The sequence below is a fragment of the Nocardia beijingensis NBRC 16342 genome (assembly GCF_001612785.1).
GTDB classification, from domain to species: Bacteria; Actinomycetota; Actinomycetes; order Mycobacteriales; family Mycobacteriaceae; genus Nocardia; species Nocardia beijingensis.
In genome coordinates this window covers 161,099-181,355 of sequence record NZ_BDBC01000020.1, presented here as the reverse complement: position 1 = coordinate 181,355, position 20,257 = coordinate 161,099, and the positions used below count along the sequence as shown (strand labels likewise).

The following is a 20,257-nucleotide window of genomic DNA, read 5'->3' as shown; positions in this document are numbered from 1 at the left end:
GGCGCGCCGGGCACGTCGTAGGCTGCCCGCCTATGACGATCCTCGGTATCGGCTTGGACTTGGTGACCATCTCCGAGTTCGCCGAACAGCTCGAACGCGCCGGAACGACCATGCTCCGGGAAAGTTTCACCGCGGGAGAGCGGCGCTACTGCCAGAGCAAAGGGACCGACCCGGCGCGCAGCTACGCGGCGCGGTGGGCGGCGAAGGAGGCGGTGCTCAAAGCATGGGCGTCGTCGCGGTTCGCCCGCCGCCCGCAGATCGGGGACAACCCGTATCCGCTGATCGAGGTGGTCAACGACGCGTGGGGCAGGCCGAGCATCAAGCTGCACGGCCTGGCCGCGGAATTCCTGCCTCGGGTGCGGGTCCACCTCTCGCTGACGCACGACGGCGACACCGCCGCCGCCATGGTGGTGCTGGAGGACCCGGGCGAGCTGGCCGACCTCATCGAAGGCCGCGACAGCGCCGGTTGAGCAGCGCGGTGGTCCCGGTCGCGGCCGGGACCACCGGTTATCCTTGGCCGCCGGTGCGGGATTCCTTCTCCGCGACCAGCAGGTAGGCGACCATCAGCCGCTTGAGTTCGGCGACCGCTTCGGCGCTGCTCTGCTCGTCCTGCACGGAGAAGTTGAGCATCGAATAGACCACGTGCACCAGCACTTCGGCCATCATGGTGCGCCGTGCCCGCGGCGTGCGCGGCGTGAGCGGGCGCAGCATCTGCGAGACGACCTCGGCGAACTGCTTCTCGTGGATCGCCCCGGTAGCCCGGGTGGACGGCGTGGACTGCATGGCCAGCCACACCTCCCGCCGGGACGGGTCGGTCATCCAGAGGTTGGCCAGGTGGTCGACGAACTGGTTCATGTGCCGCAACCAGTCCAGCGAGGGAATCTCACCGTGGAAGTCGGCCAGCTCCTGGGAAACGGCAACCAGGTCTTGGCGATTCAGCTCACAGACGATGACGTACTTGTTGGCGAAGAACTGATACAGCGTGCCGATCGGCACCTCCGCCCTTGCCGCCACCTCTTCACAGGTGAACGACTCGAACCCGACCTCGACGAGCAGTTCCCTGGACGCCTGGAGTAAGGCGTCGAACTTTCGTTTGCTACGTTCCTGCGTCGGCCGGCGTCGCGGCATGAGCTCCTGTGGGTCGGCCTGCAGCTCCAACGCAGGGTCCAGACGGTGCTTCACCCTGGCCTCCGCGCGTACTTCCACGCATCCAGGCTAACGGTAGGGACAAGCGTGCGATACGCGCATCCGTCGTTCCCGTCCAGTCGGCTGGATTTCCGCTACCCATCCGTAACCGATGCGGCATCGAACCTATACCGAGCGCGCGTGCATCGCGACGTGTGTTCCGAGCAGGGGAATCCATGGGGCTCATGGCTTTCGGCAAGCCCGTGAGCTCGGTCAATGCACAGAGGGAAGGCGTGATCAGTGGTAGCTGAATCTGTGGTGACTCTCGGCGTTTCGACCGAACGCGGTGCCGTGCACGCGGTGGCGCTGGCCGACGGCAGGAAGCTGGCCGATCGGGTGCTGCTGCGCCGGGTCGAGCGAACCGGTGGCGACAGCAAGGCGGACGTGGCCGCGGCGGTGGAGGCCGCGCTGGACGCCGTGGCCGCTGGGCTCGGCGCGGAGCGAGAAGTCGGTGGCGTGGCGGTCGCCTATCGCGACGCCGCCGAGCGGCGCGCCATCGTGACCAGGTTGGCGGCGGGCCGGTGGCACAGCGCTTCGATGGTCTCGGTGAAATCCGCCCACCTGAGCGTGGCGAGCATGATGACGTGGCTCGACGCCTACGACAACCTCCTGGTGTGCGAGGTGGTGCCAGGGCACCACGCGTTCACCTTGGTCGACCGGGGCCGCCGCCGGGTGCTCGCCGCCGTGGGGCAGGCGGGCCGGGCGACCCCGCGATCGCTCGGCATGGGTGTCACGGCCGCGTGGGATCAGCTGGACGCGGCCGGCGCGCGGCCCGACGCGGTGGCGCTGATCGGCTCGGCGGGCGCGGGCTCGGCCGTGCTGACGGCGGTCGAGAAATTCGGGGCTCCGGTGATCCCCTGCACGGTAGGCGCTTTCGCCTCCGCCGCGGGCGCGGCGTTGAGCGCACGGCTGGAACAGGACAGCTATGCCAAGCCCGCGAGCGAGCCGGCTCGGCCGCGCGGCGGGGTCGCGGTGTTCGCCGCGGCCGGTGTGCTGGCCAGCGGCATGGTCATCGGCGGCAGCTACCTGCTGAACGATTCCTCCCGGTCGGTGCCGACCGTCGTGACCGACGCCAGGATCGAGGGCGCCGGAGCGACGCATCCGGTGGAGCCGGTCCGGCCGGCCGACACCGAGGCGGACGAGTCGTTCGACGGCCCGCACGGTGGCGACGCCACCACGACCGGGGTGTGGCTTCCGGACCAGCGCTGGGGACAGGTCCCGCGGCACCATCCGCTGCCGCTGGTCGCCGCCGATGCCCCGGCCGCGCCGGAGCAAGAGGCGCCGGAGCCGCTCGTCCCGGGGACCGGAATCCCGTCCGATCGCCAGGTGGGCGCGCCCGACGGCGCGTTGCTGTTCCCCGGTGAGGCCCCACCGCCCGCGGCGTTCACCCCGGAAGCGGCGGACTGGTGGGACGAGCACCTTCGCCTGATGGCGCAATGGGCCGCCCAGCAGGTATTGCAGGCTTGATCCACCCGACTCCGGCCCGGCGCCCCTGCGGCGCCGGGCTTTTCGCTGCCAGGCAGCTACACCGACAGGTCGCGGCGCAGCTTGGCGACGTGACCTGTGGCGCGGACGTTGTACTGCGCGAGGGCGATCTTGCCCGCTTCGTCCACCAGGAAGGTCGAGCGGATGACGCCGACGACAGTCTTGCCGTACATGGTCTTCTCGCCGTACGCGCCCCAGGCGGTCAGCACGGCGCGATCGGGATCCGACAGCAGCGGGAAGGTCAGCCCCTCCGTGTCGCGGAACTTGGCCAGCTTGGCGGGCTTGTCCGGCGAGATGCCGACCACGTCGATGCCTGCGCCGTCCAGGTCGGCCAGGTTGTCGCGGAAATCGCAGGCCTGCTTGGTGCAGCCGGGCGTGCTCGCGGCGGGGTAGAAGTACACGATCACCTTGCGACCGCGGTAGTCCGACAGCGAGACGTTCTTGCCGTCGGCGTCGGGGAGGGTGAAGTCGGGGGCGGTGTCGCCCGGGGAGAGTCGTTGGTTGGTGGTCACCTCCAGCACGGTATCCGAAGGTTCCGACCGGAGATCAGCGCGCGGCCGGATCGCGCCGCGTGGCGGCGGATAGACTCGTCCGCGTGCCCGGGTGCTGCGCGAACGGCCGAGCGTGCGGCGTGATTCGCGCACCGGGCGCGGCAATCGACAACAGGAGGGTGGAACGTGGCAAGGGATACCGAGCGGATCGAGCAGGAGATCGAGGCCGCCCGCACTCGGCTGGCGAGCACGCTCGACGAACTCGCGGTACGCGCGGACCCGCATCGCATCGCGGACGACACCAAGCAGATCGTGGTCTCGAAGCTGAACGAGCCGAAGGTGAAATACAGCCTGATCGGCGCAGCCGCCGTCGTGGTCGGGCTGGTGCTGCTCAAGATCTTCCGCTGAGCTGCGGAAACGACGACACCCGGTGGCTGTGCCCACCGGGTGTCGTCGTTTCGCGGTCGGTTCAGACCGTCGGGCAGGCGAAGCCGTCGCCGTCGGGATCCAGGTGCGGGCCGTAGCCCGGCTCACCGCGGAACAGCGGCGCGTGTCCGGCGGCGCGGGCGTCGTCGCAGTTGGCGTAGGCGCCACCGGCCGAGCCGGTCTGCGACAGACCGGCCGAGCCGGTCGCGGCGGAGCCGGTGTCGACGGCCGAGGAGCCGGTTCCGGCGGATCCGGACGGAGGGGCGGCTAGGGCGGCGGGAGCCGCGAGAAAGGTCAATCCCGCGACGGCCGCGCTGACGGAGAGCCGGCGAACGTTCATGTATTCCTCTGTGTGGTTGCTGCGGTGGATGGGCGTCCGACCGGACGCCGCATCCACTGTTGTGACGGGCCGCTCCGTTGTCAACCTCGGGGGGACGGAACTAGGGGATTAGGGGATCGCACCCGGTGCGGCCGCTCAGGCGGTCGTCCCGGCGCCGCGGATGTGTTCGGCGGGGATGTTTCCCATGCGCCCGGCCTGGTAGTCCTCCATCGCTTCGATGATCTCCGCGCGCGTGTTCATCACGAACGGCCCGTACTGCACCACCGGTTCCCGGATCGGGCGTCCACCGAGCAGCAGGACTTCCAGCGCCCCGGTCCGATTGTCTTGGCGCGCATCGGCGGTCACGCTGATCGCGTCTCCCGGACCGAAGACGGCGAGCTGCCCCTCGGCCAGTGGCCTGCGCTCCGCGCCGACCGCGCCGCTGCCCGACAGCACGTACGCCATCGCCGTGAAATCTTGCGGCCACGGCGTTTCCAGGATTCCGCCGGATGTGATCGACGCGTGGGCGTAGGCGATCGGGGTGTATGTCGAACCGGGACCGGTGAATCCGCCGACCTCACCGGCGATGAGGCGGACCAGCGCGCCGCCGTCGTGCGAACTCACCAGGGTCAGTTCACGAGCGCGCAGATCCTGGTAGCGCGGCGTGGCGAACTTGAGCGCGCGCGGCAGGTTCACCCAGAGTTGGATGCCGTGGAACAAGCCGCCCGAGGCGACCATCTCCTCCGGCGGGACCTCGTCGTGCAGGATGCCGGAGCCCGCGGTCATCCATTGGGTGTCGCCTTCGGCGATGACGCCGCCGCCGCCCTGCGAGTCGTGGTGCACCATGGTGCCGTCGAGCATGTAGGTGACCGTCTCGAAGCCGCGGTGCGGATGCCACGGCGCGCCCTTGGCCTCGTGCGGTTCATAGGCGACCGGGCCCATCTGATCGAGCAGGATGAACGGATCGGCCGTGCGCAGATCCATGCTGGGGAACGGCCTGCGCACCTCGAATCCGGCGCCTTCGCGCTGTCGGTGCGCGGTGACCACGCTGCGGACCGGCCGTTCGCGCAGGGTCGCGTCGGTGCGGGGGAGGCGTGGCAGGACCATGATGTCGGGAACGGTGACGGCGGGCATCGGGACCTCCTCGGGAGTTGGTGTCCATGTCAACCAACCGTGACTACACTTCATTCCCATGGTCCGGTGGTTGAGTGACGACGAGCAGGCGACGTGGCAGGCCTACGTGCGGCTGCGCCAGCGTTTGGACGGGGCGATCTCCGCCGGACTGGCCGAGGACGGCCTGTCCCTGGCGGACTACGAGTTGATGGTGGCGTTGTCGGCGGCCCCCAACGGGTGCCTGCGCGCCAAGGAGCTGGCCACCGAGGTGTGCTGGGAGAAGAGCCGGTTGTCCAAGCATCTGGCCAGGATGGACGCACGCGGACTGGTCGAGCGGCGGCCCGCCGAAGAGGATGCCCGCGGCATCATCGTGCAGCTCACGCCGGAAGGGCGCGTCGCGCTGGAGCGGGCCGCGCCCAATCACGTCGATCTGGTCCGTCGCGTCTTCGTCGAGTTGATGACGCCGGGTGAGGCGCGGGCGCTGCGCGCGCTGGCGGACAAGGTGATCGCCGAGGTGGAGCAGGTCACCGAACTCGGCGCCTGAGCGCCGGACGCCACTCGCCGCTATCCGGCTTCGGCGTCGTGCCGCCGCCATCGATGCCACCACCGGCGGCGCGGGCGCGGCGCTGTCCGGTCGTCCTGCGTCCGGGTGGCCGCACTGCCGGGCCGCGCGCGCTGGTGCCGCTCGGCTTCGCGCGCGTGCCGCCATTGCTCGACGATCTCGTCCGCGTTCACCGGAGCGATCGGGACGAACGGTCCTTGCGGCATCCGCAGCCAGTCCACGATGCGCTTGTTGAGTTCGCTCACGGCGGCACGCACCTCCCGTTCGCCGGTCGCGTCGCGCACGGTCTCGGGCAGGTGCTCGATATCGCGTCGCAGCAACAGCGACGGAGGAAGCAGCGCGTCACCGCTGACTCCTTCGCGGCGCAGATACGCGCGCAGCCACCAGTCCTCGTCGGGAGTGGCGCCGACGCCGGGAATCGGCTTGCCGGTGCCGGGCAGATTGTCGAATTCGCCGCGCTCGGCCGCCTCGCGGATCTGTTTGTCGACCCACGATTCGAAGGTCTGCTTCGGCGGCTTGCGCTCGGTCATCGCGACGGCTGGGTCCGCTGGTGCATGACTCCACTCTACGGAAGTCTGTAGTAGACGTGGAAAGCCTTGCAGCACAGCGTTTTACGCTGAACTTCAGGACCACGGCGTGATCGGCGGCTTCACCCAGAGCAGTTTCTCGTCGGTGTGCTCTCGCCGCGCCGCGGGATGTCGCGGATGGCGGGCGGCCCAGTCGTCCTTCTCGGTCAGCAGCCGCGCGGCCACGGTCCAGGTCTCGTCGGTGCTCGGCGGATTCGTCCCGGCGGCCCTGGCCAGTTTGAGCCGAACCGGCGCGGGCATCGCGAGCACCTCGGATTCGGTGATGCCTCGGTGCCAGAGGTAGGTCGCCAGCCGGCGCGCCTTCTCGGCGCGGCTCTTGGCCGCCGCGTCGCTGTGTGCGTAGTCGGTCACGGCAATGTCCAGTGGTCGCAGGTGTGCCGACCATTATGGCCGGAGCTCGGCCCGTCGATCGCCCGGCGCACGGCCCGGAGCCGGACGGACGCGCCGGGCCGACGGCGCCGATCGGCCGGAAAGCGCCACAGCCTCCCCATCGGTGGATGGGGAGGCTGCGTGGCGGGATGGCTCAGTACGCGCTGCTGACGTTGTCCATCGAGCCGTAGCGGTGCGCCGCGTAGTTGCAGGCGGCGACGATGTTGGCGACCGGATCCCAGATGTCGAAGGGCGTGCCGGCGACGTGGTAGGCGGCGAAGGTGGGGTCGATCACCTGGAGCAGGCCCTTGGACGGGATGCCCATGGCCGCGTTGGAGTCCCACAGGTTGATGGCCTGGGGGTTGCCGGTCGACTCACGCATGATGTTGCGGTAGATGCCGTTGTAGGTGCCGGGGATGCCGTTCGCCGACATGATGTCCAGCGCCTGGCGGATCCAGCCGTCCAGGTTGTCCGGGTAGACCGGCGGGGCCGGGGCGGGCATCGGGGCAGGCTCGGGAGCGGGAGCGGGGGCCGGCGCAGGCGCAGGCGCGGGCGCGGGCATCGGTGCGGGGATCGCCTCGGCGGCCGGCGCGGCGACCTCGGCGGCGACCGGAGCGGCGACGGCCTCCGGCTGCTGCTCGGCCACCATGGCGATGCGAGACGGGACGCTGTTGTCGGCAACGGACGCCGCGGAGCAGGCGGCCACGGCCACGACACCGGCGGCGGCGAATCCGACGGTGACGGTTTCGCGGAGCGAGGGGCGACGAAGGGCGGAAAGGCGTCTGTCAGGCATGGTTCGAATCGGTTCCTTGATCGGGGACTTACTCGATCCGGCCGCGGTTGGGCAGCACGGATCCTGCGGCGTACGCTCGTATGCGTTCGCCGAAACGGCCATGTGCTGTTGTGTGGTTTTGTTGTGGGGGACGCTGATGTCCCCGGAACGCGACGCTTCGTGCGTGCGGCACCGGATCGCCCTCGGTGGGGCTCGGCCGCTTGTCGCGCAAGACTTCGCATCCTCGATGCGAAGAGATGGGCGGAAGTATGGGATTGCGGGTCCGTTGCCGGATTCCGCTCCGCCGATCACGTGACGGGCAGTGCCTGCCGTGTGATCGTTACCGAATCGGTGTCTACAACTCCTCGGGCTGACCAAACTTCAGGTCGCTTTGTGACCTGATTGCAGAATGGTCACGCATGGTTAACGGAGGGTGAACTGATCGTGAATGACAGGTGCTGCCGATCTTGGAAAGCCCAGGGCGCGGTTGCCGAATCGTTATCCAAGCTGGGAGTTTGCCGTTAAACCTCTTGTGCTGTACGTCACAGAAATTTTCGGTCGTTTCAGTGGATTTCGGAGCCGTGGCGGGCGTATCGCTGTCCGAATTGAGACTGCTGGTGCATCTGGGAAAACGTCCAGGTCACGGTGATGTCACGGGAATTGGGACCCCCGTGGAGACGAAAGAACCGTGCCCTTGCCAGCCGGTGACTGGCAAGGGCACGGTTCTCGTGTTGTGCGCCATCAGGGACTCGAACCCCGAACCCGCTGATTAAGAGTCAGCTGCTCTGCCAATTGAGCTAATGGCGCGTGCTCCGTGTTCCGGTGCGGGACAAACCTTAACAGGCCGGGGCCGCAGAAGTGAAATCGTGTCCTGACCGGCGCGGATGTGACGCGCTCCCACCCCGGTAACGCGGGGGTGTGGCCCGGTGATCTAGAGGTGGTAACGCTGCAGTGACGGACAAGGTGTTCACATTGGCCTGGACGTGACGCACTGGCAGAATGTCCGATTGTGGTTTCGACCGCCCGCGTACACGGCGGGGTGAGCGGCGTGGTGGTCGGCATCCGAAGCCATCGGTGTGTCCTGGAGCACCGAGACTTTGAAACGGGGTTGAAATGAGTGTTGGTCTGGGTCGGCGCGAGCGTAAGCCGGCCAAACGGTGGTCGCTACGCACGTTCGCGGGACCGGTGATCGTCGTCGCGGTCGCCGCGCTGGCATCGACGGGATGTTCGGCATCCGACGCCGCCGATGCGGCCCAGGTGGCCATCGACCGCAACCCCATCACGGAATTGATCAAACCCAAGCTGATGTCGCCGGTGAAGGACGGTGAAGTCGGCGTGTCGCCCGGCGTGCCGCTGGCGTTCAAGGTGGAGGACGGCAAGTTCACCAACGTGAGCCTGGTCAGCCCGCAGGGCAAGGCGGTGGAGGGCAAGCTCGCCGCCGACGGCCGGTCGTGGGAGACCACCGAGGTGCTCGGCTACGGCAAGACCTACCGGTTGAAGGCGGACGCGATCGGGCTCGGCGGCGCGAACTCCGCGACGCTGAGTTTCACCACGAGCTCCCCCGGTAACCAGACCAAGCCGTACCTGGTCCCCGGTGAGGCGGAGATCGTCGGCATCGGCCAGCCGGTGGCCGTCCAGTTCGACGAGAACATCCCGGACCGGAAGGCCGCGCAGGACGCGATCAAGATCACCACCGAGCCGCCGGTGGAGGGCGCGTTCTACTGGGTGAACAATCGTGAGGTGCGCTGGCGGCCGGAGCATTTCTGGGCGCCGGGGACGAAGGTCACCGTCGATGTGAACGTCTACGGGCGCAATCTCGGCAACGGTCTGTACGGGCAGGACAACATCCACTCGTTCTTCACCATCGGCGACGCGATGGTCTTCACCGCCGACGACGACACCAAGCAGGTGACCGTTGAGCTGAACGGTCAGGTGATCCGCACCATGCCGACCTCGATGGGCAAGGACAGCACGCCCACCGACAACGGCGTCTACATCGTGGCCGACCGGCACGAGAAGATCATCATGGACTCCTCCACCTACGGCGTCGCGGTCAACTCGCCCGACGGGTACAAGACGCCGGTGGACTTCGCGACGCGCCTGTCCTACAGCGGCATCTTCTTCCACTCCGCGCCGTGGTCGGTGGGAGCCCAGGGGTACAGCAACACCAGTCACGGCTGCCTGAACCTCAGCCCGGCGAACGCGCAGTGGGTCTTCCAGAACGCCAAGCGCGGTGACATCACGATCGTGAAGAACACCGTGGGCGGCACCCTGTCCGGTGTGGACGGCTTGGGTGACTGGAACATCCCGTGGCCGGTCTGGAAGGCGGGTAACGCCGAGGACAACCGCTGAGCCGAAGCGAACGCCGAACGGGCCGCCGGAGCGAATCCGGCGGCCCGTTCGGCGTTCATGGTGCGGTCACGGCAGCATGTTGCAACCCAGGTGGGCGTCGCCCAGGATCGCGATAGCGCTGCCGGTGGCGGCGCACAGCAGCTTGCCGCCCGCCGAACCGGTGCCGGAGGAGCCGGTGGTGGCCAGGCCGCCCGCCGATCCGCTGGACGCCGAACCGGAGTCGGGCAGCGGGGGCAGTCCGATGCCCGCGACCGCGGTCCCGCTGGATCCGGTGACGAGGGTGGCGCCGACGAAGGCTGCGATTACCGCGGAACGCATCACGAGGTGTGTCTTTCTGGTCGAACCGGGAAGGCGCCCCAGCGACACCGTCCCACGTGCGCCGCAGTCTACGGATGAGCGGCGGATTCTGGATCGGATTTGTTTCACATTGCGGTGGGGCGCGGTGGAATGGGTTGGGGCGGTGCGAAAGTCATCGTGGCTCGGTGCCGCGGCAGCATTGGTGGTTGCCCGGCGAGCGCCGCCTGCGCATACGGCTGCGATCGGCCTGCTGGCGGGCGTTGCGGGTGGCCTGGGACATACCCTCGGAAAGCCGCTCGGCGCTGCGATCATACGCATGGCGTCGATCAGTCGTCCTGTGCCGACGACCATTTCGCGCCGTCGCCGACGCTGGGAGGATTCCGCGAAGCTTCCGCTGTGGCGGATGAACAGATTTAGGAAGAAGAGGCTGGTCCGGTGTGCGAACCGCCCTGGAGGACGGTTCGCACACCGCGACACCTGGGGTGAGCGACGGGACTCGAACCCGCGACAGCCAGGATCACAACCTGGTGCTCTACCAACTGAACTACGCTCACCATCGCCGGTGAAGAACCGGCGGGCTAGATATTAGCGTGTCGACCCGCCCTCTCCCTAATCGGCGTCCGGCGAGCTGTTGACCTGCGCCGATTCGGAGCGCTGCGCGGCGCTCTCGGACACCTCCGCGGCGATGGCGGCGATTTCGGTGGTAGAAGGGCCGGGCGGCGCGACGAACGCGGTGCGCCGGTAGTACTGCAGTTCCCGGATGGACTCCTGGATGTCGGCCAGGGCGCGATGGCTCAGCCCCTTCTCCGGCTGACCGAAGTAGATGCGCGGGTACCAGCGGCGGCACAACTCCTTGATCGAGCTCACGTCGACCATCCGGTAGTGCAGGTGGGCGTCCAGCAGCGGCATGTCCCTGGCGATGAAACCGCGGTCGGTGGCGATCGAGTTGCCGGCCAAGGGCACGGTGCGCGGGGTGGGGATGTACTGGCGGATGTAGTCGAGCACGCGCTGCTCGGCCTCTTCGAGGGTGACGGTGGAGCGGCGGACCTCATCGGTCAGCCCGGACCGCGCGTGCATCTCGGCGACCACGGCGGGCATCGCGGCCAGCGCGTCGTCGTCGGCGTGGATGACGATGTCCACGCCCTCACCGAGGATGTTGAGATCGCTGTCGGTCACGAGGGCGGCCACTTCGATCAGCTTGTCGCTGTCCAAGCGCAAGCCGGTCATCTCGCAATCCATCCACACCATGTATTTGTCGGACACCCGTGCAACATTAGCCGGGCGAAGGGCCGATGCCCGCGGTACGGCACGGCAACCCTGAAGCCGCCGAGGTGTCCAGGAACCCGACCGGTGGGGATACAGTTTCCTCCAGGTCTGAACCCGGCGTTTTCGGTGCCACAGCAAACAGCGAGTGAAGCATTCCGGTCGAGCCAGGACGGAGACGTGCGATGACCACTCCGCAGGAGAAGGCGGCCGCGGCGCGCAAAGCGGCGGACGAGGCGGCGCGGATCGCGGCGGAGGCGGCAGCCGCGGCGGAGGCCGCGGAACGCGAACTGGCCGAGCAGACGGCGGGCGGAGCCGGTGCGGCGGGGCGAGACGAACCGTCCGGAGGCCAGGCCGCCGCCCGGCAGATCGCCGCGGGCTACGCGTTCGAGGGCGCTGCACTGGACTTGGGCACCGTCGTGGTCGACGGGACGGTGGATCCCGGCGCGCGCATCCGTATCCCGATGCGGATGATGAACCGGCACGGTCTGGTCGCGGGGGCCACGGGCACGGGGAAGACGAAAACCCTTCAAAGCATCGCGGAGCAACTGTCGAGCGCCGGAGTTCCGGTGGTGCTGGCCGATGTCAAAGGCGACCTGTCGGGTTTGGCCGAGCCCGGCCGGACGAGCGAACGACTAACTACGCGCATCGCCGAGACCGGCGGGGACTGGGAGCCGGCCGGCTTCCCCACCGAGTTCGTCTCGCTGGGCACGACCGGGGCCGCGCTTCCGATCCGCGCGACGATCAGTTCGTTCGGTCCGGTGCTGCTGAGCAAGGTGCTCGGGCTGAACGAGACGCAGGAATCCACCCTGGGCCTGATCTTCCACTGGGCGGACCACAACGGCTTGGCGCTGCTGGATCTGAAGGATCTGCGCGCCGTGATCACCCATCTGACCAGCCCGGAGGGCAAGGAGGACCTGAAGGGCATCGGCGGTGTCTCCGTGGCTACGGCGAGCGTGATCCTGCGCGCACTGGCGAACCTGGAGGCCGACGGCGGCGACACGTTCTTCGGCGAGCCCGAGCTCGACCCGGCCGACCTGGTGCGGATGGTGGACGGGAAAGGGGTGATCACGCTCTTCGAGCTGGGCGCGGAGGCGGCGCGGCCGGTGATGTTCTCCACCTTCCTGATGTGGGTGCTGGCCGACCTGTTCCAGACCCTGCCGGAGGTCGGCGACGTGGACCGGCCCGTGCTGGTCTTCCTCTTCGACGAGGCGCACCTGTTGTTCTCCGACGCGTCCAAGGCGTTCCTGGATCAGGTGGAACAGACCGTCAAACTGATCCGGTCCAAGGGGGTCGGCGTGTTCTTCTGCACCCAGTTGCCCACCGACATCCCGAATCCGGTGCTGTCCCAGCTCGGCGCACGCATCCAGCACGCGCTGCGCGCGTTCACTCCGGACGATCAGAAGGCGCTGGCCAAGACCGTCCGCACCTACCCGACGACCGATGTCTACGACCTGGAACAGGCACTGACCTCGCTCGGCACCGGTGAGGCGATCGTGACGGTGCTCTCCGAGCAGGGCGCGCCGACGCCGGTGGCGTGGACCAGGATGCGGCCGCCCCGGTCGCTGATGGACACCATCGGCGCGGACGCGATCCGGTCGCGGGCGCTGTCCAGCCCGCTGGCTTCGAAGTACGCCCAGACCATCGACCGCGAGTCGGCCTACGAGCTGCTGGCCGCGAAGGTGGCCGGGGCAGCGCGGGAGCCGGAACCGGCGCCCGTCCCCGGCCGTAGCGCGACCCGCTCGGAGGAGGAGTCCGCCGCCGAGCGGATCATGCGGAATCCCGCGGTGCGCGGCTTCCTTCGCTCGGCAGCCACCGCGGCGGGACGTGAGATCACGCGCAGTCTGTTCGGCACCAGGCGCCGCTGAGCGGCCGGCCGGATCAGCGCCCGACCTCGCGGGCGAGCAGGTCGGCCGTCGTCTCCCTGCGCAGCAGTTCGCGGGCTCGGCCGTGGCGAACGGCGACGATCGGCGGACGCCCGACGCTGTTGTAGGTCGAGGCCAGGCTGTGGTGATAGGCGCCGGTGCACGGCACCGCCAGCAGTTCGCCGGGACGCAGGTCGGCGGGTAGTCGTACGTCGGCGGCGAGGATGTCGCCCGCCTCGCAGAAGCGACCGGCGACGGTCGCGGTCATCTGCGGACCGCACGGGTGACGGTTGGCGACAACGACGTCGTAGCGCGCGCCGTACAGCGCTACGCGCGGGTTGTCGCTCATCCCGCCGTCCACGGTGACGTAGGTGTGGCCGCCTTCGACGTGTTTGACCGACAGCACCCGGTACAGCGTCACCCCGGCTCGGGCGACGATCGCGCGGCCCGGCTCCAACGCGAGCACCGGGCGCGGGAAGTGATGGCGGGCGCAGCCGGCGTCGAGGGCGTCCTCCAGGATGTCGGCGAGTTCGGCGAGGTTCATTTCGGCGTCACCACCGCGATAGGCCACCGCGTGGCCGCCGCCCAGATCCAGCTGGGTCAAGACGACGCCGTGGTCCTGCCGCACCTGCGCCATCGCGGCGACCATGCGCCGCACCGCCTCGCCGTAGTGGTCGGGGTGGTGGATCTGCGAGCCCAGATGGCAGTGGAAGCCGGCCAGGGCGAGGTTCGGCCTGCGCAGCACCCGGTCGATCGCCTCCGCGGCCGAATCGCTGCCGAGCGGAAAGCCGAACTTCTGGTCGCGCACGCCGGTGCGCACCGCCGGATGACCGTGGACATCGATGCCGGGCGAGAGTCGCAGCAGCACCTGCTGCGGCGTCGTGGCCAGGGCGGACAGCAGCGTGATCTCGGTGTGCGAGTCGATCACGATGCGGCCGACCCCGCCGCGCACGGCGGCGGCCAGTTCGTCGAACGACTTCCCGTTACCGTGCAGGACGATGCGCGCCGGGTCCACACCGGCCGCCAGCGCGACGGCCAGTTCGCCCGCCGAGCACACGTCCACCGAAAGACCCTCGTGGGTAACCCAATCCAGCACCGCCCGGATCATCAGGGCCTTGCCCGCGTAGATGATCTCGGCCTCCGGGAAGGCCTTGCGATAGGCCCGGCAGCGCGACCGCACCTCCTGCTCGTCCAGGACATAGGTGGGCGTCCCGTACTGGTCGGCGATATCGGCGAGGGCGACGCCGCCGAGGGTGATCCCGCCGTCGGCGTCGTAATGCGTCTCCCGCGGCCAGACCGCGGCATCCAGGCGTGCGGGTGCTCCCGAACGCAGGGACGGGATGATGTCGAGCAGCGTCACGATGTTCTCCTGGGTCGCCCCCGCTTTCTCGAATTGCGGGGCCGATGCCAGGACTACGCCGGATACCGGGCCGGTGGGCACGCCGTTTGCGGATCCTTGACCACCGGGCGCCGCTTCTTGACAGCTCGCTGACGCGGTGGGCTCAGCTGCCGAGTTTCCGGTAGAACGCGCCCGCGATGGGAGCGGTGACCGCGCGCGGAGCGTACTGGCCTGCCACGCTCATTCCCTTGCTGATCAGGCCGGGGACCACACGCATCTTGTTGCGGGCGAGCGCGTCGATGGACACCTTGGCGGTGTACTCCGAGGACACCCACATGAAGTCGGGCACCATCCGGTCGACGATGGAGGCCTCGGCGGGGTCCGGGATCTCGGTGCGGACCGGACCGGGCGCCAGCAAGGTGACGTGCACCCCGGAACCTTTCAGCTCACCGCGCAGCGATTCGGAGAAGGTGTTGGCGAACGCCTTGCTCGCCGCGTAGGTGGCGTTGTTGGGGATCGGCATGTTGCCCGCGGCCGAGCCGCTGATCAGGATGCCGCCGCTGCCGCGGGCGAGCATGCCGGGCAGCACCGCCAGCGTCAGGTCGTGCACGGCGACGGCGTTGAGTTCCATCTGCGCGCGCTCGTAGGCCGGGTCGAGTTCGGCGATCGCGCCGAAGGTCGCGATACCCGCGTTGTTGCACAGAACGGCGATCTCGCGGGTCGCCAGTTCTTTCACCAGCTCACCGCGCTGGTCGCGGTCGGCCAGATCGACCGCGCGCACCTCGGCGGTGATGCCGTGGGCCAGGGTCAGCCGCTGCGCGAGCTCGGTGAGCAACTCCTCGCGGCGGGCGACGAGGATCAGCGAGTAGCCGCGGGCGGCGAGTTCGGCGGCGAGCGCGGTGCCGATGCCGGAGGAGGCGCCGGTGACGACCGCGCGGTTCTCGGAGGTGGGGGAGGGCAGGCTCACTCGATGCAGCCTAGGCGACGTGGCGCGGTGGTCCGCCGCACGATCCCCGGCTCGGCATCCGTGCCGTGGCCGAGGCGGCCGGGCGGATGGCCCGGCCGCCGCCCGCTCACAGCCGCGCGGCCAAGCGGGTGCCCTGGTCGATGGCTCGTTTGGCGTCCAGTTCGGCGGCCAGTTCGGCGCCGCCGATGAGGTGCGGGCTCATCCCGGCGGCGCGCAGCGGGGCCTCCAGGTCGCGCACGGATTCCTGGCCCGCGCAGACGACGACGTTGTCGACCGGGATCAGCTGGGGCCGTTGCCGTTTCTCGCCGAAGCTGATGTGCAAACCACTGTCGTCGATGCGTTCGTAGTTGACGCCGCCGATCTGCTCGACGCCCTTGGCCTTCAGCGCGGCGCGGTGCACCCATCCGGAGGTCTTGCCCAGGTCCTTGCCGAACGGCGTCGACTTGCGTTGCAGCAGAACGACTTCGCGCGCCGCCGGCGCGGGCCGGGGCGTGGTGAGCTGTCCGGGGACCTGCTCGTCGTCGGAGGTGACGCCCCACTCCTCCTTCCACTCGTCCAGTTTGAGCGTGGGATGGCCTTCCACGGTGAGGAATTCGCTCACGTCGTAGCCGATGCCGCCCGCGCCGATCACGGCGACGCGCTTGCCGACCGGCTTCTCCTCCCGCACCAGCTCGGCGTACGACAACACCATGGGGTGGTCGATGCCGGGGATGTCGGGGATCCGCGGTCGCACGCCGGTGGCGAGCACGATCTCGTCGTAGCCGCCCGCGATGAGCTCGTCCGCGCCGACGCGCTTGTTCAGATGCACCGTGACGCCGGTGAGCTCGAGCATCCGGGTGTAGTACCGGATCGACTCGCTGAACTCCTCTTTGCCGGGGATGCGGCGGGCGATGTCGAACTGGCCGCCGATCTTGTCGTCGGCCTCGAACAACTCGACGCGGTGGCCGCGTTCGGCGAGGTTCACCGCCGCGGAAAGCCCGGCCGGACCCGCGCCGACCACGGCGACGCGCTTGCTGCGGCGGGTCGGCAGCAGCTTCAGCTCGGTCTCGTGCCCGGCGCGCGGATTGAGCAGGCACGACACGGTCTTGTGCTGGAAGGCGTGGTCGAGGCAGGCCTGGTTGCACGCGATGCAGGTGTTGATCTCGTCGACGCGATCCTGCGCGGCCTTGTTCACCCATTCCGGGTCGGTGAGGAAGGGACGGGCCAGCGAGACCAACTGCGCGTCACCGCGGGTGAGGATCTCCTCGGCGACCTCGGGCATGTTGATCCGATTGGACGCGCACACCGGGATGGTCACCCGCGCGGAGATCTTGGCGGTGAATTCGACGAAGGCGGCGCGGGGCACCGAGGTGACGATGGTCGGCACCCGAGCCTCGTGCCAGCCGATGTCGGTGTTCAGGATGTTCGCCCCGGCGGCTTCCAGTTCGGTGGCCAAGGCGACGATCTCGTCGAAGGTCTGTCCCTTCTCCACCAGTTCGGCCATCGACAACCGGAAGACGATGATGAAGTCCGGGCCGACCGCGGCGCGGGTGCGGCGCACGATCTCCACCGCGATCCGGCGCCGGTTCTCCGGGGAGCCGCCCCACGCGTCGGTGCGCTTGTTGGTGCGCGGCGCGAGGAACTGGTTGATGAAATAACCTTCACCGCCCATGATCTCGCAGCCGTCGTACCCGGCGAACTGGGCGAGTTTCGCGCAGCGGGCGTAGTCGTCGATGGTGCGCTCGATGCCTTTCGCCGACAGCGCGCGCGGCCGGAACGGGTTGATCGGGGCCTTGATCGATGACGCCGACACGCTGCCGGGCATGTACGAGTAGCGACCGGCGTGCAGGATCTGGATGGCGATCTTGCCGCCGTGCTCGTGCACCGCCCTGGTGATCGTCCGGTGCCGGTACGCCTCGGTCTTGTTGGTCAGCTTCGCGCCGAACGGCAACAGCCAGCCCGCGCGATTCGGCGCGTAGCCGCCGGTGATGATCAGGCCCGCGCCGCCGCGGGCGCGTTCGGCGAAGTAGGCGGCCAGCTTGTTGGTGTCCCAGGCGCGGTCCTCCAGCCCGGTGTGCATCGACCCCATCACCACGCGATTGCGCAGGGTGGTGAAGCCGAGATCCAGCGGCTCGAGCAAATGGGGGAAGGAACTCATGGGTGTGGTCGCCTTTCTCCGTCCGCGTGCGGGGCTGTCGCGCGCGGGTGCAGTGCTTGCAGAACTTCGTCGCACCATTCGACGAATCCCGCCTCGACGCGGACGCCCGCGCGCAGGACGAGGTACTGGTGCAGGGCCGTCCCGGCGAGCCGGCCGGGGTCGGGGAAGTCGCGCTTCTCGATGCGCCGGTACAGCTCGAGCCGCTGGGCGTGCTGGTCGCGGTGGCGGGCCACCTCGGCGCGCAACGCGGTGACGTCGCCGTAGGCCGCGGCGCGGATCTTCACGGCGAGTTCGTTGCGCGGAGTGGCGGTATCGCTCGGCGCGGCGATCCAGCGCGCGAGTTCGGCGCGTCCGGTCTCGCTCACCGAGTAGACCTTCTTGTCCGGCCTGCCCTCCTGGACCACGGTTTCGCCGTCGACCCAGCCGGACTCTTCCATGCGCTTGAGGACGCGATAGATCTGCTGGTGGGTGGCGTTCCAGAAGTAACCGATGGATTTGTCGAAGCGGCGCGCCAGCTCATAACCCGAGCCGGCGCGCTCGGTCAGCGATACCAGCAACGCGTGCTCGAGTGCCATGCGGTGAGGATAGCCGTGACACTCGGTACTATGCAACTGGGTGCATAAGGATGTGATCGGTCCCGATTTCGGCCGGACTCGCGGCGGCCCGCGCATTAAGCTGCGCGGCATGACCGAGGTGAACGCCAGGGCGACCGTCGGGCAGGCCGCCGGGCGCGGGCAGGTGGTGGCGTGGGGGCTGTGGGATTGGGGGTCTTCGGCATTCAACGCCGTGATCCTGACTTTCGTCTTCTCGGTGTATCTCACCGACAAGGTCGGTGACGATCTGCCCGGCGGTGTCTCCGCCAGCGCGTGGCTGGGGTGGGCGCTCGGCATCGCGGGCCTGATCGTGGCGTTGACCGCGCCGGTCAGCGGACAGCGCTTCGACGCCTCGGCCAAACGCAAGGGCTCGCTCGGTGCGCTGACCGCGCTGACCATCGCGGCGATGACGCTGATGTTCTTCGTGCACGACGACTACCACGACCTGTGGTTCGGCCTGGTGCTGCTGGCGTTCGCGTCGGCCTGCTTCGAACTGGCGAACGTGCCGTACAACGCGATGCTGCGGCAGGTGTCCACGCCGCTGACCGTCGGCCGGGTCTCCGGATTCGGCTGGGCGATGGGCTATTTCGGCGGCATCTTCCTGCTGCTGATCTGCTACTTCGGCTTCATCGCCGGCGAGGGCGACAACCGCGGGCTGCTCGGCGTGCCCACCGACGAGGGGCTCAACATCCGCCTGGTCGCGGTGCTGGCCGCCGTCTGGTTCGCCGCCTTCGCGCTTCCGGTGCTGTTCGCGGTGCCCGAGCTGCCGCGCACCGACGCCGATCCCGGCGCGGCGAGTGCGGGCTTCCTCGGCTCGTACCGGGTGCTGTGGCGCGATCTGCGCGAACTGTGGCGCGTCGACCGGCGCACGGTCGGCTTCCTGGTGGCCAGCGCCGTTTTCCGGGACGGCCTCGCCGGGGTGTTCACTTTCGGCGCGGTCCTGGCGGTGCGGGTGTACGGGATCGCCGACTCGGATGTGTTGCTGTTCGGCATCGCCGCCAATGTCGTTGCGGCGCTGGGCGCGATCGTCGCGGGGCGCTTCGACGACCGGGCCGGGCCGAAGGTCGTCATCGTGGTGTCCCTGGCCGCCATGCTGGTGTGCGGGCTGGCGCTGCTCGTGGTGTCCGGACCGCTGATGTTCTGGATCTTCGGGTTGCTGCTCACCGTCTTCGTCGGTCCGGCGCAGGCGGCGGCGCGCTCGTTCCTGACCCGCCTCGCGCCGCCGGGCCGCGAGGGGCAGCTCTTCGGCTTGTACACGACCACAGGGCGGGCGGTGTCGTTCCTCGCGCCGAGTCTGTTCGGCCTGTTCGTCTGGCTGTTCGGCACGGACCGGGCGGGCATCGTCGGCCTGCTGGTGGTGCTCGCGGCCGGGCTCGCGGTGCTGCTGCCGGTGCGGTCGCCGGATCCGGTCGCCGCGGCGCGCGACGACGTCGAGCAGGCGCGGCCCGTCGAGTGAGCTAGCGCCGCTTCGGTGGCCGCCAGCCGCCCATGCCGAGCGCGATCAACCGCATCTGCTGGACGGTGCGATCGATGATCGCTTGCTCGTCGCGCGGTGCGGCCGACACGTAGGCAGCGATTCCGTCGGTCACCGTGGTGACCATCAGGTCGGCGGCGATCTCCAGGTCTCGCGGCGTCCAGGAGTCCAAAACCCGGATCCGGGACAGATCGGCGACCAGTTCGCGCACGATCAGCTGGATCTCCCTGGCGATGGCCGTGCGCAGCGCGGCGGACCCGCCGTGGCGCTCCCTGGTGAGGAAGCCGAACAGTTCCCGTTTGGGGCCGACTTGCGTGAACACGAAGCGCACCGTGTCCGACAGGCCCGCGTCGGCATTGCGGCGGACTTCCCGCAGCGCCAGCCGCAGCGCCGTGACGCCGTCGTCGACCAGGGTGGCGCCCAGGTCCTCCAGCGACGCGAAGTGCCGGTAGAAGGCCGTGGGCACGATGCCCGCCGAGCGGGCGATCTCCCGCAGGCTGAGCGCGGCGAATCCGCGCTCGGCGGCCAGCGCGAGGGTGCCGTCCAGGAGGGCCTGCCTGGTCCGCTCCTTGCGTTCGCCTCGGGTCGCTGCCTGCTCACTCATCCCGGTGAGCATACATCCGTTCACCATTCGACCTATCTCCAGATGTAGTTCGAGTCA

At 69.0% G+C, this 20,257-nt stretch carries 21 protein-coding genes and 2 tRNA genes; 7 read left to right on the top strand and 16 right to left on the bottom strand.

The features are described from left to right. Positions 1-32 precede the first annotated feature (32 nt). A complete protein-coding gene (gene acpS, locus NB3_RS14940) occupies positions 33-470 on the top strand; it encodes a holo-ACP synthase AcpS (protein ID WP_043721202.1) in 438 nt (145 codons plus the stop codon). Between the two features lie 37 nt (positions 471-507). On the opposite strand, the gene NB3_RS14935 is transcribed toward acpS, so the two are convergent. Next, the gene (locus NB3_RS14935) at positions 508-1,128 is read right to left on the bottom strand and encodes a TetR/AcrR family transcriptional regulator (protein ID WP_228827362.1); all 621 of its coding nucleotides are present in this window, start codon (positions 1,126-1,128) and stop codon (positions 508-510) included. A 297-nt stretch (positions 1,129-1,425) separates the two neighbouring features. On the opposite strand from NB3_RS14935, the gene NB3_RS14930 reads away from it, so the two are divergent. Then, on the top strand, positions 1,426-2,652 hold the full coding sequence (locus NB3_RS14930) for a DUF7159 family protein (RefSeq protein WP_157111803.1): 1,227 nt from the start codon (positions 1,426-1,428) through the stop codon (positions 2,650-2,652). Positions 2,653-2,708: 56 nt separating this feature from the next. Here the strand turns inward: NB3_RS14930 and bcp are convergent, their stop codons facing one another. Beyond that, positions 2,709-3,182, bottom strand: a complete 474-nt coding sequence (bcp, locus tag NB3_RS14925) for a thioredoxin-dependent thiol peroxidase (RefSeq protein WP_067802831.1) — start codon at positions 3,180-3,182, stop codon at positions 2,709-2,711. Between the two features lie 165 nt (positions 3,183-3,347). Between bcp and NB3_RS14920 the strand changes: the two genes are divergently transcribed. Further along, complete coding sequence (locus tag NB3_RS14920) at positions 3,348-3,569, top strand: DUF3618 domain-containing protein (protein WP_067802691.1); 222 nt, start codon at positions 3,348-3,350, stop codon at positions 3,567-3,569. 61 nt (positions 3,570-3,630) lie between these two features. Here NB3_RS14920 and NB3_RS14915 read toward each other — a convergent pair whose 3' ends face one another. Together NB3_RS14915 and NB3_RS14910 are read right to left on the bottom strand one after the other, a co-directional pair. Continuing rightward, positions 3,631-3,927 (bottom strand): excalibur calcium-binding domain-containing protein, encoded by a 297-nt coding sequence (locus NB3_RS14915; RefSeq protein ID WP_067802687.1) that lies wholly within the window; start codon positions 3,925-3,927, stop codon positions 3,631-3,633. Positions 3,928-4,062: 135 nt separating this feature from the next. Beyond that, positions 4,063-5,040, bottom strand: coding sequence for a pirin family protein (locus NB3_RS14910; protein WP_067802684.1), 978 nt, complete (start codon positions 5,038-5,040; stop codon positions 4,063-4,065). A gap of 70 nt (positions 5,041-5,110) precedes the next feature. On the opposite strand from NB3_RS14910, the gene NB3_RS14905 reads away from it, so the two are divergent. After that, on the top strand, positions 5,111-5,563 hold the full coding sequence (locus NB3_RS14905; RefSeq protein ID WP_307694598.1) for a MarR family winged helix-turn-helix transcriptional regulator: 453 nt from the start codon (positions 5,111-5,113) through the stop codon (positions 5,561-5,563). A gap of 20 nt (positions 5,564-5,583) precedes the next feature. Here the strand turns inward: NB3_RS14905 and NB3_RS14900 are convergent, their stop codons facing one another. The 4 genes from NB3_RS14900 to NB3_RS14885 all read right to left on the bottom strand — a co-directional run bounded on the left by NB3_RS14900 (position 5,584) and on the right by NB3_RS14885 (position 8,116). Then, on the bottom strand, positions 5,584-6,111 hold the full coding sequence (locus tag NB3_RS14900) for a DnaJ family domain-containing protein (protein WP_067802677.1): 528 nt from the start codon (positions 6,109-6,111) through the stop codon (positions 5,584-5,586). 93 nt (positions 6,112-6,204) lie between these two features. Further along, the gene (locus NB3_RS14895) at positions 6,205-6,519 is read right to left on the bottom strand and encodes a hypothetical protein (protein WP_067802674.1); all 315 of its coding nucleotides are present in this window, start codon (positions 6,517-6,519) and stop codon (positions 6,205-6,207) included. A gap of 172 nt (positions 6,520-6,691) precedes the next feature. Further along, entirely contained in the window at positions 6,692-7,330 is a 639-nt protein-coding gene (locus tag NB3_RS14890; protein WP_067802672.1) for a transglycosylase SLT domain-containing protein, read from the bottom strand. A 713-nt stretch (positions 7,331-8,043) separates the two neighbouring features. Next, a tRNA-Lys gene (locus NB3_RS14885) sits at positions 8,044-8,116 on the bottom strand. Between the two features lie 306 nt (positions 8,117-8,422). On the opposite strand from NB3_RS14885, the gene NB3_RS14880 reads away from it, so the two are divergent. Then, a complete protein-coding gene (locus NB3_RS14880; protein ID WP_067802670.1) occupies positions 8,423-9,661 on the top strand; it encodes a L,D-transpeptidase in 1,239 nt (412 codons plus the stop codon). A 66-nt stretch (positions 9,662-9,727) separates the two neighbouring features. On the opposite strand, the gene NB3_RS14875 is transcribed toward NB3_RS14880, so the two are convergent. The 3 genes from NB3_RS14875 to orn form a co-directional block, all read right to left on the bottom strand. Further along, positions 9,728-9,979, bottom strand: coding sequence for a hypothetical protein (locus NB3_RS14875; RefSeq protein WP_067802667.1), 252 nt, complete (start codon positions 9,977-9,979; stop codon positions 9,728-9,730). A 457-nt stretch (positions 9,980-10,436) separates the two neighbouring features. Then, a tRNA-His gene (locus NB3_RS14870) sits at positions 10,437-10,512 on the bottom strand. A gap of 55 nt (positions 10,513-10,567) precedes the next feature. Beyond that, positions 10,568-11,206 carry an oligoribonuclease gene (gene orn, locus NB3_RS14865; RefSeq protein ID WP_371855905.1) on the bottom strand — a complete coding sequence of 213 codons (639 nt, stop codon included), beginning with the start codon at positions 11,204-11,206 and terminating at the stop codon, positions 10,568-10,570. A 200-nt stretch (positions 11,207-11,406) separates the two neighbouring features. Here orn and NB3_RS14860 point away from each other — a divergent pair, with 200 nt between their 5' ends. Further along, complete coding sequence (locus tag NB3_RS14860; RefSeq protein ID WP_157111802.1) at positions 11,407-13,089, top strand: helicase HerA-like domain-containing protein; 1,683 nt, start codon at positions 11,407-11,409, stop codon at positions 13,087-13,089. Positions 13,090-13,102: 13 nt separating this feature from the next. Here NB3_RS14860 and lysA read toward each other — a convergent pair whose 3' ends face one another. The 4 genes from lysA to NB3_RS14840 all read right to left on the bottom strand — a co-directional run bounded on the left by lysA (position 13,103) and on the right by NB3_RS14840 (position 18,104). Continuing rightward, positions 13,103-14,446, bottom strand: a complete 1,344-nt coding sequence (gene lysA / locus NB3_RS14855) for a diaminopimelate decarboxylase (RefSeq protein WP_067802827.1) — start codon at positions 14,444-14,446, stop codon at positions 13,103-13,105. A gap of 142 nt (positions 14,447-14,588) precedes the next feature. Next, entirely contained in the window at positions 14,589-15,392 is an 804-nt protein-coding gene (cmrA, locus tag NB3_RS14850; RefSeq protein ID WP_067802657.1) for a mycolate reductase, read from the bottom strand. A 106-nt stretch (positions 15,393-15,498) separates the two neighbouring features. Next, the gene (locus NB3_RS14845; protein ID WP_067802654.1) at positions 15,499-17,529 is read right to left on the bottom strand and encodes an NADPH-dependent 2,4-dienoyl-CoA reductase; all 2,031 of its coding nucleotides are present in this window, start codon (positions 17,527-17,529) and stop codon (positions 15,499-15,501) included. Then, positions 17,526-18,104, bottom strand: a complete 579-nt coding sequence (locus tag NB3_RS14840) for a PadR family transcriptional regulator (RefSeq protein ID WP_067802650.1) — start codon at positions 18,102-18,104, stop codon at positions 17,526-17,528. Before NB3_RS14840 ends, NB3_RS14845 begins: the two co-directional genes overlap by 4 nt. Before the next feature lie 109 nt (positions 18,105-18,213). On the opposite strand from NB3_RS14840, the gene NB3_RS14835 reads away from it, so the two are divergent. Continuing rightward, the gene (locus tag NB3_RS14835; RefSeq protein WP_067802824.1) at positions 18,214-19,578 is read left to right on the top strand and encodes an MFS transporter; all 1,365 of its coding nucleotides are present in this window, start codon (positions 18,214-18,216) and stop codon (positions 19,576-19,578) included. Position 19,579: 1 nt separating this feature from the next. On the opposite strand, the gene NB3_RS14830 is transcribed toward NB3_RS14835, so the two are convergent. Next, on the bottom strand, positions 19,580-20,200 hold the full coding sequence (locus NB3_RS14830; RefSeq protein WP_228827304.1) for a TetR family transcriptional regulator: 621 nt from the start codon (positions 20,198-20,200) through the stop codon (positions 19,580-19,582). Positions 20,201-20,257 lie beyond the last annotated feature (57 nt).